The organism is Nitrosarchaeum koreense MY1 (genome assembly GCF_000220175.1).
GTDB classification, from domain to species: Archaea; Thermoproteota; Nitrososphaeria; order Nitrososphaerales; family Nitrosopumilaceae; genus Nitrosarchaeum; species Nitrosarchaeum koreense.
Genome location: NZ_AFPU01000001.1, coordinates 1,459,804 through 1,475,856, shown reverse-complemented (window position 1 = coordinate 1,475,856; position 16,053 = coordinate 1,459,804). Strand labels below are relative to the sequence as shown.

Genomic DNA, 16,053 nt, shown 5'->3' with positions numbered 1-16,053 from the left:
TAAATAAACCTCATTAGAAAGCTACGATGGAGATATAAAATTGGAATATTTGTCAATGCTTCCTGGTCCTACCAATGTACCTGATAGAGTTATGAGAGCAATGCTTGCTCCAATAATTAATCATAGAAGTGATGACTTTGTTGAATTATACACAGATGTAGTTGAAAAAACACAACAAGTTTTTCAAACTAAAAATGATATAGTTGCATTATCTGCCTCAGGAACTGGAGCAGTAGAAGCAAGCGTAATTAATATTGTCAAAAAAGGCGATAAAATCATAATTCCTGTAAATGGAGAATTTAGCGGTAGACTTGCAGAACTAATTGAAGCTCAAGGAGCTCATGTAATTAAACTTCAAACCCCTCCTGGAGAAAATGCAACTTTTGATAAAATAAAAGAAGCTTTTGATAATAACAAAGATGTCAAAGCATTCTATGTTGTTCATAATGAAACATCTACAGGAACAATGGTAAATTATCTTGATCGAATATCTGATTTAACATCACGTAACGATGCAATGTATGTTGTAGATTCTGTTTCTATACTTGGCGGTGTTAATCTTCCAGTTGATAAATGGAATATTGACGTATGTATGACTGGTGCACAAAAAGCAATCGCTGCACCTCCTGGGATTTCTCCAATATCTATTAGTGCTAAAGCCAAAAAATACATGATTGCTAACCCTCCACCTACAATGTATTTCAATTTAGCAAGGTATTTCAAATATTATGAAGAATCAAAACATACTCCATTTACTCCAGCATTGCCTTTACTTTATGCATATAGAGAAGCATTATCCATTATGTTAGAAGAAGGACTTGAACATGTATTCAAACGACATAAGATTTGTTCTGATGCACTATATTCTGGTTTAAGTGCAATAGGCCTAACACCATTTGCCAAAAAAGAAGACCGATCAATATCCATTATTGCATTAAATTATCTAGATGGTCTAGAAGACAAAATTTTCAGAGATACACTAGCTGAAAAATTCAGAGTGTTGGTAGCTGGAGGATTTGGAAATCTCAAAGGTAAAGTTTTCAGAGTAGGATGTATGGGAGAAGTTAACAAATATCATGTTATGAGAACAATATCTGCAATTTCATCAACATTGGCAATGATGGGTTATGATGCAGATGCCCAAGCAGGTCTCAAAACAGCTGAAGAAAAACTAAAAGCTCTCTAATCCATGTTAACTTAATATAAGGAAATTCGAGACCGATCACATTGACTTTCAATAAAGGTTCATTGATACTAATTGATTATACTGCTAAGGTTAAAGATAATGCAGAGGTTTTTGATACTACTATTGAAGAAGATGCAAAAAAACATTCTATTCATGAATCAAATGTAAAATATCAACCAAAGCTTGTTTCAATTGGCGAAGTATCATATCCTGTTCTCAAAGGATTAGATGAAGCATTAGCTAAAACTTCAGTAGGTGATAAACTCACAATTGAAGTTACACCTGACAAGGGATTTGGCGAACGTGATTCTGGTAAAGTTAGAATGATTCCAATTAGAAAGCTTGGTGAAGACGCTGAAAAAGTTTCTGTAGGTGATACAATTGAAGTTGACAATAAGAGAGGAATTATAAGATATATTGGCTCAGGAAGAGTCCAAATCGATTATAATCATAGATATGCAGGGAAAACAATTCTTTATGATGTTAATGTAGTAAAATCACTTGAAACTCCAAATGATAAAGTCGATGGAATTCTAAAAAATAGACTGCCACTAGAAGATTCAAAGATTGCATTTGAATTAAAAGATAAAGAAGTAAACATTACAATTCCTGAAGAAATACTACGAGCTGATGGACTTCAAATAATGAAACACTTCATACAATTAGATATTTTCAAATTTGTTCCATCATTAGAGAAAATTAACTTTATTGAAACACATCTCAACAAACAAACTCAAACAAAGAAAGCTGAAACCAAAGAAGAAAAAACACCAGAACCAAAAACAGCTTAAATCAAATTACATTAGTTACTTTTGCAAGATTCAACGCCTTTTTCTCTGTCATTTCAATTTCTTTTAAAATAGTATATCTTTCAGGCCTTAATTCTTGTGCAATCATTAGAGCAGTTACAATTTCTTCAGATTTTAAACCAATTTGTTTTGCTGATGTTGGTGCACCAACATCTTTTAACGTTTTTACAATTTTTTTCCAATCTTGTCCTTGTAACTTTGCCATCATAATAGAACCAATACCGCATTTCTCTCCATGAAGACCTCTTCCAGGTGCAATCTTATCTAAAGCATGTGAAAAAAGATGTTCTGCTCCTGAACACGGTCTACTACTACCTGCAATACAAGACGCAACTCCTGCACTAATCAATGCTTCAACAATTATTCTTACATCTAGTCCGTTTTTAGCATAATAACTTGAATTTTCCATAACTATCTTTGCACTCATCAATGCTAAATCTGCAGAATATCTACCGTAATACTCACCTGTTTTTTCATGTCCTAACCGCCAATCTTTAACAGCTATGATATTTGCAATAAGATCACCGCAACCACTAGCTAAAAGTTTTGGAGGCGCTTTACGAATTATATCAATATCTACAAATACTCCTAACGGTGCTGATGCAACAATTGAGTGCGGTTTATCGCCAACAATAGAAACAAATGGACTTGCCATTCCGTCGTGCGAAGCAGCTGTTGGTACGCTTACAAACGGTTTATCTAGGTTAAATGCAATCATTTTAGCAGTATCTACAGAACGACCTCCTCCAATACCTACAATCAAGTCACTTTGATCTTTTTTTACGTCTTTTTGGATCGTATTTATGGCTGGAATTGTATTGTTTCCAGACATATGCCAAACAAATTTTATTTTATTGGATTTTAACGAACTTTCAATTTTTTTCTGAATAATTTTTGTTACATTTGTTCCGCTGATTAACGAAATTCTTTTTGATTTATTGAGAGAATTAACAAACTTTCCAAAATCACCTATGTTTCTCTCCCCAATCTCAATGAGCCTGGGCAGTTCCATCGTATGCGACTGCATACGATCATGACTTTTTGTCATTATTTATCATTTCAATGGAACAAAAAGTTATTTAAAAGGGTGTCATGCATTTCCTAATATCTCTAATAGGTGTATTTTGTCAAATAATGTTGAAGAAAAAATTCTGCACGGGACTACCACTGTAGGTATCAAGGCTAAAGACGGTGTTGTCTTATGCGCTGATATGAGAGCCAGTGCTGGATATTTCATTGCAAATAACAATACTATGAAAATTCAAAAAATTGATGCACACGCAGGCTTGACTTTAGCTGGAGGTGTAGCAGATGCTCAAAACATTGTGGATATACTTCGTTATCATTCAAATCTTCATAGAGTAGAAAAACAGGGACCGATTTCAATTCATTCTCTTGCTAGACTCTGTTCTCTCATATTTCATCAGAATCGTGGTTATCCATTCATGGCAGATATTCTCGTTGGTGGTTATGATGCAAATGGCCCTGCATTATTTAATATCGACATGTTTGGTTCAGTTGAACAAAAATCTTATGTAACAACAGGTAGTGGCTCTCCTGTAGCATATGGTTTGTTAGAAGAAGAATATAGATCAGATCTAACAGTAGAAGAAGCAAAAAAAATTGCTCTAAGAGCAGTAAAAGCCGCAATAGTTAGAAACATTGGTACTGGCGATGGAATTAACATCGCAGTTATGGATAAAGACGGATTCCGTCTTTTGACTGAAGAACAAAAGAAAGCAGTCATCGAACTTTAGTGATTTAATGCAAAGAAAACAGCAACAAAAAGAATTACCTCCTAGCCAAAATATGATGGCGATCATACTGCAAAGTATACCCAAAGAAGCTAAAGTAACAAAAATTGAATATGAAGGACCAAGAATTGCGTTGTATACAAATTCACCACGTTATTTGATGGAAAACAACGAAACAATTTCTAATCTTGTTAATATAATTAAAAAAAGAATTGTTGTACGAACTGACGAATCTATTAGAAAATCAGAAGAAGACGCAAGAAAAATTTTAGCTGAATGTATTCCAAAAGAAGCAAATTTTCAAGGGGCATTTTTTGATACTGCTACAGGTGAAGTTTCAATTGAAGCTAAAAGACCTTGGTTACTACAAAGAGATGCAAAAGAATTCAATCATGCTGAAATAACTGAAAAAATAGGTTGGAAACTCCGTATAAGAAAAGCAACTACAATACCATCTCGTACTATTCAAACAATAAATGCAAATCTAAAACTCACAGCTGTTGAACGAAGCAAGCAATTCAAACAAATTGGAGATGAGATATTTAGACCTAGATTAGCACAAAAATCTGAGGTATCTCTCATAACACTTGGCGGTTTTAGTCAAGTGGGGAGATCTTGTATGCTCTTATCTACTCCTGAAAGTAAAATCCTAGTTGATTGTGGTATAAATCCTGGTGCTAAACACCCAATGGATTCTTTTCCTAGATTAGATTTCCTAGATATTACTTTAGACGAACTTGATGCAATAGTGATTGGACATGCACACTTAGATCACACTGGGTTCTTACCTGCATTGTGTAAATTTGGTTATAAAGGACCAATTTATTGTACAGAACCAACACTACCCATGATGAATCTTATTCAATTAGATGCAATCAAAGTTGCTGCTGCACAAGGTAGAACACCAATTTACTCCGAAAGAGATGTTAAACAAATCATGAAACAAGCAATTACTTTACCATATGGTACTGTTACAGATATTTCTCCTGACATTAAATTAGTACTTGCAAATGCAGGTCATATTTTAGGTTCAGCTTTATGTCACTTTCATATTGGCAATGGTGATCATAATTTTGTTTATTCCGGTGATATTAAATTTGGAAAAAGTATTTTATTTGAAGCAGCCAGTTGGAATTTCCCTAGAGTTGAAACTCTGTTAATTGAAAGTACATACGGTGCAAAAGAAGACATTCAACCAACCAGACAAGAAGTAGAATCTGCTTTCATTAATGCAGTAAATAACACTCTTGCTGATGGAGGAAAAGTTCTCATTCCTATTCCTGCGGTCGGTCGTGCACAAGAAATCATGATGGTAATTGATCACTATATGAAATCCGGTGAAATGGTTGAAGCTCCTGTTTTTACAGAAGGAATGATTTCAGAAGCTTCTGCAATTCACGAGGCATATCCTGAATACCTTGCTAGAGAATTAAAACAGAAAATCTTAGAAACTGATGATAATCCATTTGACTCAGAATACTTTACAAACATTGAGCACGCTGATACACGAGAAGAACCTATGCGAGACAATTCACCTTGTATTATTTTGGCAACATCTGGAATGTTAGAAGGTGGACCTGTTTTAGAATATTTCAAAAATATTGCTCCTGATAAAAAGAACAAGGTCTTGTTTGTTTCATATCAAGTCAATGGAACTATGGGTAGAAGAGTATTAGATGGTTCAAAACAAGTTACTATGTTAGGTAAAGAAGGAAAAGTAGAAGTTGTTACAATTAATTGCAGTGTTGAAAAACTAGATGGGTTTAGTGGACACAGCGATTATAATCAGCTAATGTCATTTGTTCAAAGACTAAGACCAAAACTTCGTAGAGTACTAGTAAATCACGGAGAACGACGAAAATCAGAAAATTTGGCAATGAATATTAGAAGAATGTTTAGAGTTCCTGCACACTATCCTCAAGTTCAAGAAGCGATCAAATTATTTTAGATCGTATTCTGGTTTCCAGATTTTAATATTTGATGGTGCCACAATAATTCTTTCTTCACCCAATCTTGCAATATCTGCACCCTCAGTTTTTGCAATAGAATACAACTCCTCAACTACTTTTCTAAGCTGTTCAACATTTTTTTGAGCCAATGGTGTAACTCTAAGAATTAAAATCATTTCTTTTTTGATATCTTCTTTAATAGAATGTACATCACTAATGTCTCGTATAGTAATGGCTTTCAAATATGTGGGATTTTCCTGTTTTTGCATCCTTGAAGAAAATGCGATCTACTCCTTCAAAAACTCTTCCTTAGTTTTAACTAATTCCAAAAAAAAATCATGCCTAAATTCTAAATTTAATGTATGATTCTTCTTCAGCATGCTCTGCTGTGATTTCGTTTGTTATGTTGTTTTTAGAAATAGTAATTGTTGATTGTATTCCCTTTGGTGCATCTGAATATCTTAAGGTAATAGAAGATGCAAATTTTACATACATATCTGCATTCTTTCCACGTAAAATTGAAACTGGCCCCATATGATCACGAACCTGTAATAAAATATCATCAGGTAATGCAATTGCTTTTATCATTTCATTTTCATCTTTATTCCTGCCAACAACAAATTTAGTTTGTTCATCTAATCTGAAATGTCTTCCTACTTTTAGTAGATCAATATCATTTATTGTAGGAGTTTCAATGTGTGAAAACAAATCTTTTGCACGTAAACCAAATGTTGGATCAGTTAAAAGACATCCACCACCAGCATTAGGTGGATTTTCAATTCCATATTTCTTTGCCATCTCTAATTGTGCTCTTCTAGTTCTTCCTTTAATCATCCCAAGATTTTCTCTTTTGATCAATCCATTTTTTTCAGGATCTGTTTCTGGAAGTAATCCTGCAGATAATGGTCTAACAATTTTTCCTATCAGACCTGAATCTTTTTCAATTGTTCTTAATGAAGGAGCATGTTGACTCATTGGTCTTTGTCCTAACACTTCTCCCGAAATTATAAATTCAGCACCGATCTCTTCCATATGTTTTTTTGCAGCATCAAACATCATAGTCCTACAATCAACACATGGATTAAATCCAGCACCAATACCATGTTTCGGATGTTTTAACATCTCAATGTATTCATCACCAAGATACACAGTTTTTAAATTGACATTAAGATCATCAGCTCTTTCTCTAATCTCAAAACCACAACCTCTTCCACAATCAAAATCACAAAAAGGTGTTTTTATTGCAACAGCTGAAACTTCAAATCCCTGTTCCTGCATCATTCTAACTGCAAGCTGGCTATCTAAACCACCAGATAACAGAGCAACTACTTTCTTTTTTTCGTCTGCCATATTAAAAAAATCAAAATTGCTGTATACAAACTTTACATCATACATAAATTGAGAATTGCTGTGATATTTTTGTGAAGGAACGAAGAAAAAATCTTCTCAAATTCGCTCAAAAGATCGACTGTGATACACTAATTGCATTTGAGCCTGAAAATTTATTCTACATGACTGGATTTTGGGGGGAGGCAATTGGTATGTTGGAAAAAGGAGGAAAAACTACCATTATTGCTCCTGAACTTGAAGTAGGCCGTGTTAAAGAAGAATCTGAAGACTGTGATGTAATTACTGCAGAACGTGGTATGGGATTAATCTCTTCATTAATCAATAAAATCAAAAAAAAATCTGTCTGTACTGATTGCCAAAATTATTCAGTAATGACATCTCTCAAAAAATCTGTCCCTAAGATAATATCATCTACTGAACCATTTTATGATTCTCGTATTATAAAAGATGAATTAGAGATCAATATTTTGAAAAAAGCTTCAAAGATAATTGATGAAATGTATGAACTTTGTAATAAAAAAATGAAAGTAGGTCAAAAAGAGTCTGAATTACAAACAATCTTGATGTCATACGCAATGGAACAAAAAATGTTTGATACTGGATACAAATCAACACTTAACCCTTTGATTATAGCTGGAGGATCCAATGGAGCATTACCACATGCACAAGTAACTGACAGAAAATTCAAAAAAGGAGATCTCGTAGTAGTTGATCTTACATTGAGATACAAAGGATATGTTTCAGATGCAACTAGAACATTTGCAATTGGAAAAATATCTCCTAAAGAAAAACAGGTCTATGAAATTGTAAAAGAATCACAAAAACTTGGATTAAAATCAGTTAAACCAAATATTAATTGTAAAGATGTAGACTCTGCTTGTAGAAAATATATCGAAGAACAAAACTATGGAAAATATTTTATTCATTCAACAGGTCATGGTATTGGACTTGAAGTTCATGAGTTACCAACTATCTCATATCGAAGTGATACCAAATTAAAAGAGAATATGGCTATTACTGTAGAACCTGGAATCTATATACCAAATAAATTTGGAGTAAGAATTGAAGACTCCTTAATTGTAAAAGATAAACCAATAATTTTGCATAAATTTACAAAAGATCTAATTACTATCTAATTTTAGTCGTAATAGTTTACAATATCAATTACGTGTTTTGCATTTGAGCTTTCAGCCTTGATTTCTTTTGTAATTTGATTTACATTCCAGATATAGTCTATCTTTCCTTTATAGGATTCAAATATTAAAACTACTTTGTAATTTTCAGTAGAATCAACTTTAGTAATATTTAGTTCCACTTTTGTCTTTTTGTTATCGTATATTTTTTCATCAGGATACTCTTTAGCAATTTGTTCTTTAATTGCATTCAATACGGTTAATCCTTTTTCATTTGGACCATTATATGCCATTAAAATTTCTAAAATTTGTTTTTCTTCATTTGTTAAATTGTCTGGAAAACTATTTTCTAAGTTGCCTTTTGTTAATTCAGGAATTACAAATACCACAAAAATTGCTACTATGCCTAGATAAATTGGAGCTCTTTTTTTTAGAAATGACTTAAAATCTGACTTTTTTGGTTCATCTTCTTTCTTTTTGTTATTTTTACCCATTCTACTCCCTACTACTAATCTAGTATTTTGCAGTTAAAATTAAAACTTGCCAAGGAAATACTATTACCTCATTTCTTTTTGTATATGGAATAGTATTTTGTTTAACTGCCTGTTTCAACTCACTTCTCTGAGATTTATCTAGTGCATCTACTTTTTCCTTAATTGGTTTGGCAATGTATTTCAGATAATTTTTCCAGTACTCTTCAAAGTTTCCAGGACTATAGCTAAATGTAAAATCTTTTATTGAAATTTTTGAAAATCCTGCATTTTTTATTTCATCGTATAATGATTTTTTTGTTCCAAATCTATCTAAATTAGGTGTACCAGGTGGTACATAATCTGGAATAAATTTTGTAATAGCATCTAAAATACTGCTAAAAAATGGAACTTTGTCTTTATGACCATGAACTGATATTCCTAATGTTCCTGTTTTTTTGAGGCTATTTCTGATATTTTTTAATGCTTTTTGTGCATTTGGGAAAAAAAATAATGCATACTGACATGTTATAATGTCAAATTTATGATTAAAATTAAATTTTTCAGCATCAATATTTATAAAATCTAAATTGGATTTTTTACCATTCCATTTTTTTGCAATATTAATTGCAGTAACTGAAGCATCTGCTCCAATAACACGTCCTGAATTTCCAATTCTATTCAGAATTTTTTTTGTAACTGCACCTGTACCACATGCAAGATCTAAAATACTATCATCTTTCTTTACATTTACCAGATCAACTAATTTTGAAGTACTTTGAAATGGTCCTTGATTAACACCAGCCCATCTTTTATGATATCTTGGTGCTATTTCATTCCATATCTTGATGTTTCTTTGTTTATACTCTGTATGATCTAGTTTCATTATATTTTTGATATTTGATGATATATTTTATGTAATCTCTTTAAAATCTGATTTAATTGTTCTTCCTGTCTCGTGAAAATATCTATGTTCAATCTCTTTTAGCTTATCTAATGTTTTTTCGTTTTGTATTTTCTTTAATTTAATTTGATTATATTCTGCTAAAAGTTTTTTTATTTCTGATTTTTTCATTTTATGTTTTTATTTTATTTTCAATCTCTTTTATAATTAATTTGGCAATCTTTTCTTTTTTCATCCAACCAGATGAAATTACACGGTTTGAATCTATGATCAATATCTCATTACTTTCAGGATTTTTTTTATATCTTTTTGAACCAATGTCATTTGCGATGATCATATCTGCATTTGACTCTATCATTTTTTTCTTTGCAAGTGAAATTAATTCATTTTTTGGAATATTTGCCTCAGCTTTGAAACCTACCAAGAATACATTTTTCTGATATTTTTTAATAAAATTAATTATTTTTGGAGTCTTTTTGAGGCTGATTTTTATTTTATTTTTAGAACTTTTTATTTTATTTTTGCTAGGATTTTCTGGAATGTAGTCTGATATAGCAGCTGTCATTATTACAATATCGAATTTATTTTGCATCTCTTTTTTTACAACATTAAATATTTCATTGCTTGTAGAAATTTTAATTAATTTTACTCCCTTTGGTGGTTTTTCACTTCCTGGACCATAAACTAATGTGACTTTAGCTCCTGACGAAATTAATTCTGAGGCTAATAACATACCAGTTTTTCCTGAGCTTTGATTTGTAATTATTCTAACAGGATCAATATATTCAATTGTTGGTCCAGCTGTAATCAAAACTTTTTTATTTTTTAAAATAGATGAAAATCCAAATTTTTTTAATACATAATCTAAAACATCTTCTGGTTCGGTAGCTTTTGCTTTACCTTCAGTTTGTTGAGGAGATAAAAATTCAATTTTATTCTTTAAAAATTCCACATTCTTTTTTACTGCTGCATTTTCATACATTGATGCATGCATGGCAAGACACATCAAAATTGGAATCTTTGAACCAAATCCTACTGTAAGCACCGTAGATACTGGTGTATCGTCAATACCATTAGCTAATTTTCCCAGTGTGTTTGCCGTTGCTGGATAAACTATGATGAGATCTGATTGGTTATAGTCTGCTAATTTAATATGTTCTAATTCACCTGTTAGCTTTGTTATTACTGCATTTCCTGTTGCCCACTTGAAATAATCTGGTTGTACTAATTTTGTAACTGCATCACTTGTAACACATCTGACATCTGCACCATGTCTCATTAGCAATCTTGCTAATTCGATTGCTTTGTATGCTGCTACACTTCCTGCTACACAAAGAACGATTTTTTTCCCAGAAAGTTCAACTCCATATGAGCTCACAATATCTAATGATGGGTGATTCTTTTCCTTAATGATCTTCTTTTTAGCTGCCAATTTGCTCTCGTAGTTTTTTAAATTCATCTTCATCCATTGAAAACCAGTTTTCTTGGGCAGGAAATATGCCTGATTCTACTTCTGTTTTATAATTTTCAAGAGATTTTACAATTTCCTCTGATAAATTCAAATATCTTTTTGCAAATTTCGGTTTGATTTTTTCATACATTCCCAACAAGTCTTGCACAACTAGAACCTGTCCGTTGCAACCAACTCCTGAACCAATTCCAATCGTTGGTATACTTACTGTCTCTGAAATTATTTGTGCAACCTCATGACTTACCATTTCTAAAACAATACTGAACGCACCAGCTTCTTCAAGCTCCTTTGCATCTTCAATTAATTTTATTGCAGTGTCTTTTGTTTTCCCCTGTACCTTATATCCTTCAGATAACATTGTTGTTTGTGGTTGTAATCCAATATGGCCCATTACTGGAATACCGATATCTGTAATTGCACTAATTGTTTCTGACATTGCAATTCCACCTTCTAGTTTTACTGCATCAGCTCCTGCTTGTATTAATTTGCCAGAATTTTTTATTGCATCCTCAATACTTACTTGATATGACATAAATGGTAAATCTGCAACCAACAAAGCATTTTTCCTTGCTCTACTAACTGCTTCTGTAAACATACACATTTGATCCATTGTTACTGGTATGGTATTTTCATAGCCAAGCATTACCATGCCCGCACTATCTCCAACAAGTAGAACGTCTATTCCTGCTTTATCACAAAGTGAAGCAAGTGTATAATCATAACTTGTAACGACTGAAATTTTTTTACCATCTTTTTTCATTCGAATAATATCGTAGACTGATTTATGCAAAACGAGATCTCCTTGTTAAATTATTTCTAATTTCAATTATGTTATCTGAAAGATTTTTTTTATTATTAAAATTCTTGACGATCTTTTCAAGTGTATTTTTGTTATTTTTTGATAATTTTTTACAAGTTATAGATAACAATTCTACGGCACGAATCACATTATCGATTATTGTAATATTTGCCGTTTGTGAAGTTCTTGAAAGTGGATTAAGATCAAATGTTATGACTATTTTTCCAGCTTTTCTCAACGCCATGGTTCTATCTCCATCTTCTAATGGAACAATTACAACATCGGCTGCAAATATTCCATTTTTATCAACTATTCTTCTAGCAGAATCTAATCCTGATAGCGTGGTTGAAAAATTAGGATTTATACCTAAAATTTCGTTTGCGCCATTCTTTTTTAGAATCTTTATGATGTTCTTTTTTCGCTTTTCATTAGCATAAAACAAATTTACTTCAACTTTTGCACCTGAAATTTTGGCAAGATTGATTATTTCTTTTGGGCACAATGCTGCAATATTTCCATTGATTGAAATGATTGGTAATTTTGCCAAAAGGATTTGTGCTGCAGCAGCCTTGATTGCTTGTTTCGCAGCCTTGTTTGTTTTTTCACCAAGTAAATAATCAAAAGCTTCTCCTCTACCATGTGCTAAGAGACCTTCTCTAGCTACTAATCCCTGTTCAAATCCTAAAACAAGTTTTTCTCTAATTAAAAGAGATTTAGCTCTAGGATGAGATTTTGGAATTAAAGACATCTATATTCAATTAATTATTGAGCACTCTTGCTCCTTGATTATCCAATTCTGATTTTATAATTATTGCTTCGGAATATTTTTTTAAAATTTGTAAAACCTTCTCTTCTTTTTCTTTTGGAATCATAGTAAATACAGTCTCACCAAATAATGCAACACCACATTTTATTCCATTTAAAGATAATTCTTGAATTAAATTTTCCATTCTTAATGTCATTACTTGAATATATTTTGCAAATTCTAATGACATATCTTCAAAATGCTCATAATTTTTTGATTCTAATAATTTCGTTACCATTTTTCCACCAAGACCATTAATTTGAGACAAACGTTCTTTGATGAACTTATTTGTGGAAATTGGGGAAAAACAAATCATGATTATTGTGATTTCTCCAGGATTGATTTTTTCTACTTGGCCTATTCCTGGTGCTCCTGGTTTAATTCTAATTTCAAAACCTCCATGGTATGATGCTAAAACATCACCTAACCCTGTATTGCAATTTATTTCAGCATTATGAGCAATCTGACCAATCATAGTGTGATCTAATTTTGTTTTAAGCACATGATCTAATGCATATGATAATGACAACGCAACAGCACTGCTAGAACCTAAACCATATCCAACAGGTATGGTAATCTCATGTCGTATATCAAAAAACATATCTTCAAAATTTCCAAGCTTTAAAAATTCATTTAAAACATATTCTGAAACGTCTGTCTTGTCTGATTCATAGCCTATAGTTGTAATTTTAAAATTAGAATTTTGATTTATTTTTGGTAAAATATTGATATGTGTGGTAACTCCCTCTCTTATTGAAAATCCAGCACCCATAGAACCTATTTTTTCTGGAGTTTTTTGATCATCTTTTTCTAAGTACGCTTTGAAAAAACCTGTTACATGAGCAGGACAAAATGCAGTGGATTCCATTGATCATAGTTTAAATTTTACACAAAATATAAGAATATGGCTTAAATTAATTATACTAGTATAAATTGACTAAATTCATTCGACGCCTACAACGGATAGGTAGCAGCATACTAGTTTCATTACCAAAAGAATGGATAGTTGCTAATAATCTAGATAAAGGCAGTCAAATTGAACTGGAAACTGGACAAGATACAATTTCTATTTCTGCAAATAAAGAAATGCGTCCTACCAAAGAACTTGTAATTTCATATCCATTACCTAAAGATGAAAATATCGTTGCTGATATCACTGGAGCATATCTACTAGGATATGATGTTATACTAATCAATTCCAAATCAACTATACCTGGTGTTGATAGAGAACAAATTAGAAATTCCATGCGACGATTAGTTGGAATGGAAATTATTGAAGAAGATGCCTCACATATTAACATGCAATTTCTTTTAGATGCTACAACACTTAATCCAGAAAAAATTCTAAAAAGAATGAGTTCTATAGCACTTGGAATGTATGAAGATGTATCAAATGGATTAATTTTAAATGATAAATCTAATTTACGGACATTATCAAATAGAGATGTAGAAGTAAACAGGCAATATTTTCTTCTTGTACGTTTAATCAGAAGTACACTTGTTGATAAACGATTAGCTAATGTATTTAATTTAGAAAATATAGATATTTTAGATTATAGAGTAGCTGCAAATCTTTTAGAAAATGCTGGTGATACAATAGTTGAACTTGCTGATTTTATATATAATTCATCTTTACCTGATCAACATTTGAAGAAAATTTTTGATGTAGTTCAAAATTTTAATGATCTTGCAGAAAAGTCTATCGATGCTTTTACAAAACCTGATCGACGTTTAGCTATTGAAGCTATTGCATTACACAAAAAATATCAGGAAAATCTTTCTAAACTAAGAAACACAATTGGAAATAAAAAAGAAATTCCAATTGATCTTCTTGATCTTGTGTATATGTTTGAACGAATTACTAAATCATGGGCAGATGTAGTAGATCTTGTAAAACCAATATACAATAAATAATTAATTTAATTTATTTTTTAATGCATATGTTAAAACTGCACAAATTGTCTTTGAATCTTGAATTTTTCCATTTTTTATCATCGTAATTACTTTTTTAAAATCCATCTTTACTACAGATAATATTTCATCTTCATCTAGCTTCAAATCTGTAATTTTCTTTATTCCAGAGGCCACAAAACAATGAATAGCCTCAGTATTGTACCCTATAGAGGGATAATACGTGATTAATGGAGTCATTTTTTTAGCACTGTACCCTGTTTCTTCTTCTAATTCTCTAAAAGCACATTTCTTTGGGTTTTCTTTTTTTTCTAATGTTCCTGCTGGAATTTCAATTACATAACCATGAGGATATCTATGTTGTTTTACAAGTATCAGTTTATTGTTTTCGTCAAATGCTAAAATTGCTGCTGCACCTCTATGTTCTATCATCTCACGTTTTACTTTTCTACCTTCAATTACTAAATCATAAATACTAAGACCTAATATTTTACCTTCATAGATTTTCTTCTTCATGTTTGATTCATAATTTGATTAATATTTAATTTGTTTGATATGAAATATGTAGTGTTGGAGATTTTTTAGCAATATTGATAGCTTGTTCTAACCATTTCATTGGAAATGATATCTCTTTTGGTATGAATAAATCTGCAGATTTTACTCCATTCATGTTTCTAACTATTTTAGCTAATTCATCCATTTCAAAAATGTCATGACTATACATGAATAACACTATTTGGTTTTTCGCAATAAATGGTATCTGTATAAATGATTCAGAAAGTTCACTATTCATTTTATCCAATGTTTCTTTAAGATTTCCATCAATCCATGCAAGTATGGCATGTGAAATAAAACCTTCAATTTTTCTTGGATTGTAAATTAATGTAAATTGAATACCATTATTTTTTTGTAATTTGTCAATACATCTTGTAACTGTTTTTGTAGACATTGACATTTCTTTCGCTATTTTTTCAATTTTTTGTCTTGGTTCTTTTATCAAATATTCTAAAATTTCTAGATCTGTTTTAGTTAGATTAGAACTATATCCTGGACTTTCTGCTTCAAAAATTGATAGTACTCTTACATCCTTCATTAGTTTATTTGCAAGTTCTATTTTTTGTTGTAAATTTTCTTTTATTACTATACTACACACTGTGATTCCACCAACACATGGCACAACAAAAAATGGTTCTCCGACTAACCTGATTTGTTCTAAAATATCTTTGATGTTTTGTCCTGATACCACAATATACAAAACACCTAGTCCTAAAATTGGAGGTTCAACTTTAATCGTAAACTTCTCAATTATTTTGGATTCCTGCATTTTTTTAATACGTGCCCTAATTGCTCCACCTGATATTCCTAACTCCTTTCCAATCTGTCTATCGGATTCTCGGCAATTATTTAGTAATCTACTTAGAATTTTGATATCTAAATTGTCCAATATGTCACCTGAATCAATTTCATGTTGTATACAATTAACTAATAAGATATAAAAATGTCTATACTGTT

The 16,053-nt window shown here is 31.5% G+C and carries 18 protein-coding genes; 6 read left to right on the top strand and 12 right to left on the bottom strand.

Annotated features, from left to right (window positions below; all coding sequences use genetic code 11):
* The first annotated feature begins 40 nt into the window (after positions 1-40).
* Positions 41-1,186: a pyridoxal-phosphate-dependent aminotransferase family protein gene (locus MY1_RS08545; protein WP_007551589.1), complete on the top strand. Its 1,146-nt coding sequence runs from the start codon at positions 41-43 to the stop codon at positions 1,184-1,186.
* 41 nt (positions 1,187-1,227) lie between these two features.
* Positions 1,228-1,977 (top strand): peptidylprolyl isomerase, encoded by a 750-nt coding sequence (locus tag MY1_RS08540; protein ID WP_048110134.1) that lies wholly within the window; start codon positions 1,228-1,230, stop codon positions 1,975-1,977.
* A gap of 1 nt (position 1,978) precedes the next feature.
* On the opposite strand, the gene MY1_RS08535 is transcribed toward MY1_RS08540, so the two are convergent.
* Complete coding sequence (locus MY1_RS08535) at positions 1,979-3,043, bottom strand: sn-glycerol-1-phosphate dehydrogenase (RefSeq protein WP_007551585.1); 1,065 nt, start codon at positions 3,041-3,043, stop codon at positions 1,979-1,981.
* A gap of 76 nt (positions 3,044-3,119) precedes the next feature.
* Here MY1_RS08535 and psmB point away from each other — a divergent pair, with 76 nt between their 5' ends.
* Positions 3,120-3,752, top strand: a complete 633-nt coding sequence (psmB, locus tag MY1_RS08530) for an archaeal proteasome endopeptidase complex subunit beta (RefSeq protein WP_007551584.1) — start codon at positions 3,120-3,122, stop codon at positions 3,750-3,752.
* A 7-nt stretch (positions 3,753-3,759) separates the two neighbouring features.
* On the top strand, positions 3,760-5,697 hold the full coding sequence (locus tag MY1_RS08525) for a beta-CASP ribonuclease aCPSF1 (protein ID WP_007551582.1): 1,938 nt from the start codon (positions 3,760-3,762) through the stop codon (positions 5,695-5,697).
* Here the strand turns inward: MY1_RS08525 and sepF are convergent.
* Both sepF and MY1_RS08515 read right to left on the bottom strand, forming a co-directional pair.
* On the bottom strand, positions 5,689-5,967 hold the full coding sequence (gene sepF / locus MY1_RS08520) for a cell division protein SepF (protein ID WP_007551580.1): 279 nt from the start codon (positions 5,965-5,967) through the stop codon (positions 5,689-5,691). The two genes, MY1_RS08525 and sepF, sit on opposite strands and share 9 nt — an antisense overlap.
* Before the next feature lie 73 nt (positions 5,968-6,040).
* On the bottom strand, positions 6,041-7,093 hold the full coding sequence (locus tag MY1_RS08515) for a DUF814 domain-containing protein (RefSeq protein ID WP_007551579.1): 1,053 nt from the start codon (positions 7,091-7,093) through the stop codon (positions 6,041-6,043).
* A 26-nt stretch (positions 7,094-7,119) separates the two neighbouring features.
* Between MY1_RS08515 and MY1_RS08510 the strand changes: the two genes are divergently transcribed.
* Positions 7,120-8,184, top strand: a complete 1,065-nt coding sequence (locus MY1_RS08510) for a M24 family metallopeptidase (RefSeq protein WP_048110132.1) — start codon at positions 7,120-7,122, stop codon at positions 8,182-8,184.
* 2 nt (positions 8,185-8,186) lie between these two features.
* On the opposite strand, the gene MY1_RS08505 is transcribed toward MY1_RS08510, so the two are convergent.
* From MY1_RS08505 to MY1_RS08480, 7 genes are read right to left on the bottom strand one after another with little or no spacing between them, the layout of a single operon-like run.
* On the bottom strand, positions 8,187-8,675 hold the full coding sequence (locus MY1_RS08505) for a DUF3888 domain-containing protein (protein ID WP_007551577.1): 489 nt from the start codon (positions 8,673-8,675) through the stop codon (positions 8,187-8,189).
* A 19-nt stretch (positions 8,676-8,694) separates the two neighbouring features.
* Positions 8,695-9,537 carry a methyltransferase domain-containing protein gene (locus MY1_RS08500; RefSeq protein WP_007551576.1) on the bottom strand — a complete coding sequence of 281 codons (843 nt, stop codon included), beginning with the start codon at positions 9,535-9,537 and terminating at the stop codon, positions 8,695-8,697.
* 27 nt (positions 9,538-9,564) lie between these two features.
* Positions 9,565-9,726 (bottom strand): hypothetical protein, encoded by a 162-nt coding sequence (locus tag MY1_RS09965; RefSeq protein WP_007551575.1) that lies wholly within the window; start codon positions 9,724-9,726, stop codon positions 9,565-9,567.
* Position 9,727: 1 nt separating this feature from the next.
* Positions 9,728-10,987, bottom strand: a complete 1,260-nt coding sequence (gene coaBC / locus MY1_RS08495) for a bifunctional phosphopantothenoylcysteine decarboxylase/phosphopantothenate--cysteine ligase CoaBC (RefSeq protein ID WP_007551574.1) — start codon at positions 10,985-10,987, stop codon at positions 9,728-9,730.
* Positions 10,977-11,816 carry a 3-methyl-2-oxobutanoate hydroxymethyltransferase gene (panB, locus tag MY1_RS08490; RefSeq protein ID WP_007551573.1) on the bottom strand — a complete coding sequence of 280 codons (840 nt, stop codon included), beginning with the start codon at positions 11,814-11,816 and terminating at the stop codon, positions 10,977-10,979. The genes coaBC and panB overlap by 11 nt, the downstream gene beginning before the upstream one ends.
* The gene (locus MY1_RS08485) at positions 11,809-12,573 is read right to left on the bottom strand and encodes a 4-phosphopantoate--beta-alanine ligase (RefSeq protein ID WP_007551572.1); all 765 of its coding nucleotides are present in this window, start codon (positions 12,571-12,573) and stop codon (positions 11,809-11,811) included. The genes panB and MY1_RS08485 overlap by 8 nt, the downstream gene beginning before the upstream one ends.
* 10 nt (positions 12,574-12,583) lie before the next feature.
* Positions 12,584-13,498, bottom strand: a complete 915-nt coding sequence (locus MY1_RS08480) for a pantoate kinase (protein WP_007551570.1) — start codon at positions 13,496-13,498, stop codon at positions 12,584-12,586.
* 65 nt (positions 13,499-13,563) lie between these two features.
* On the opposite strand from MY1_RS08480, the gene MY1_RS08475 reads away from it, so the two are divergent.
* Complete coding sequence (locus tag MY1_RS08475; protein ID WP_007551568.1) at positions 13,564-14,544, top strand: AbrB/MazE/SpoVT family DNA-binding domain-containing protein; 981 nt, start codon at positions 13,564-13,566, stop codon at positions 14,542-14,544.
* Here MY1_RS08475 and MY1_RS08470 read toward each other — a convergent pair whose 3' ends face one another.
* Positions 14,545-15,057 (bottom strand): NUDIX hydrolase, encoded by a 513-nt coding sequence (locus tag MY1_RS08470; RefSeq protein ID WP_007551566.1) that lies wholly within the window; start codon positions 15,055-15,057, stop codon positions 14,545-14,547.
* Between the two features lie 25 nt (positions 15,058-15,082).
* Positions 15,083-15,985 carry an AsnC family transcriptional regulator gene (locus MY1_RS08465; protein ID WP_048110129.1) on the bottom strand — a complete coding sequence of 301 codons (903 nt, stop codon included), beginning with the start codon at positions 15,983-15,985 and terminating at the stop codon, positions 15,083-15,085.
* Positions 15,986-16,053: the final 68 nt, after the last annotated feature.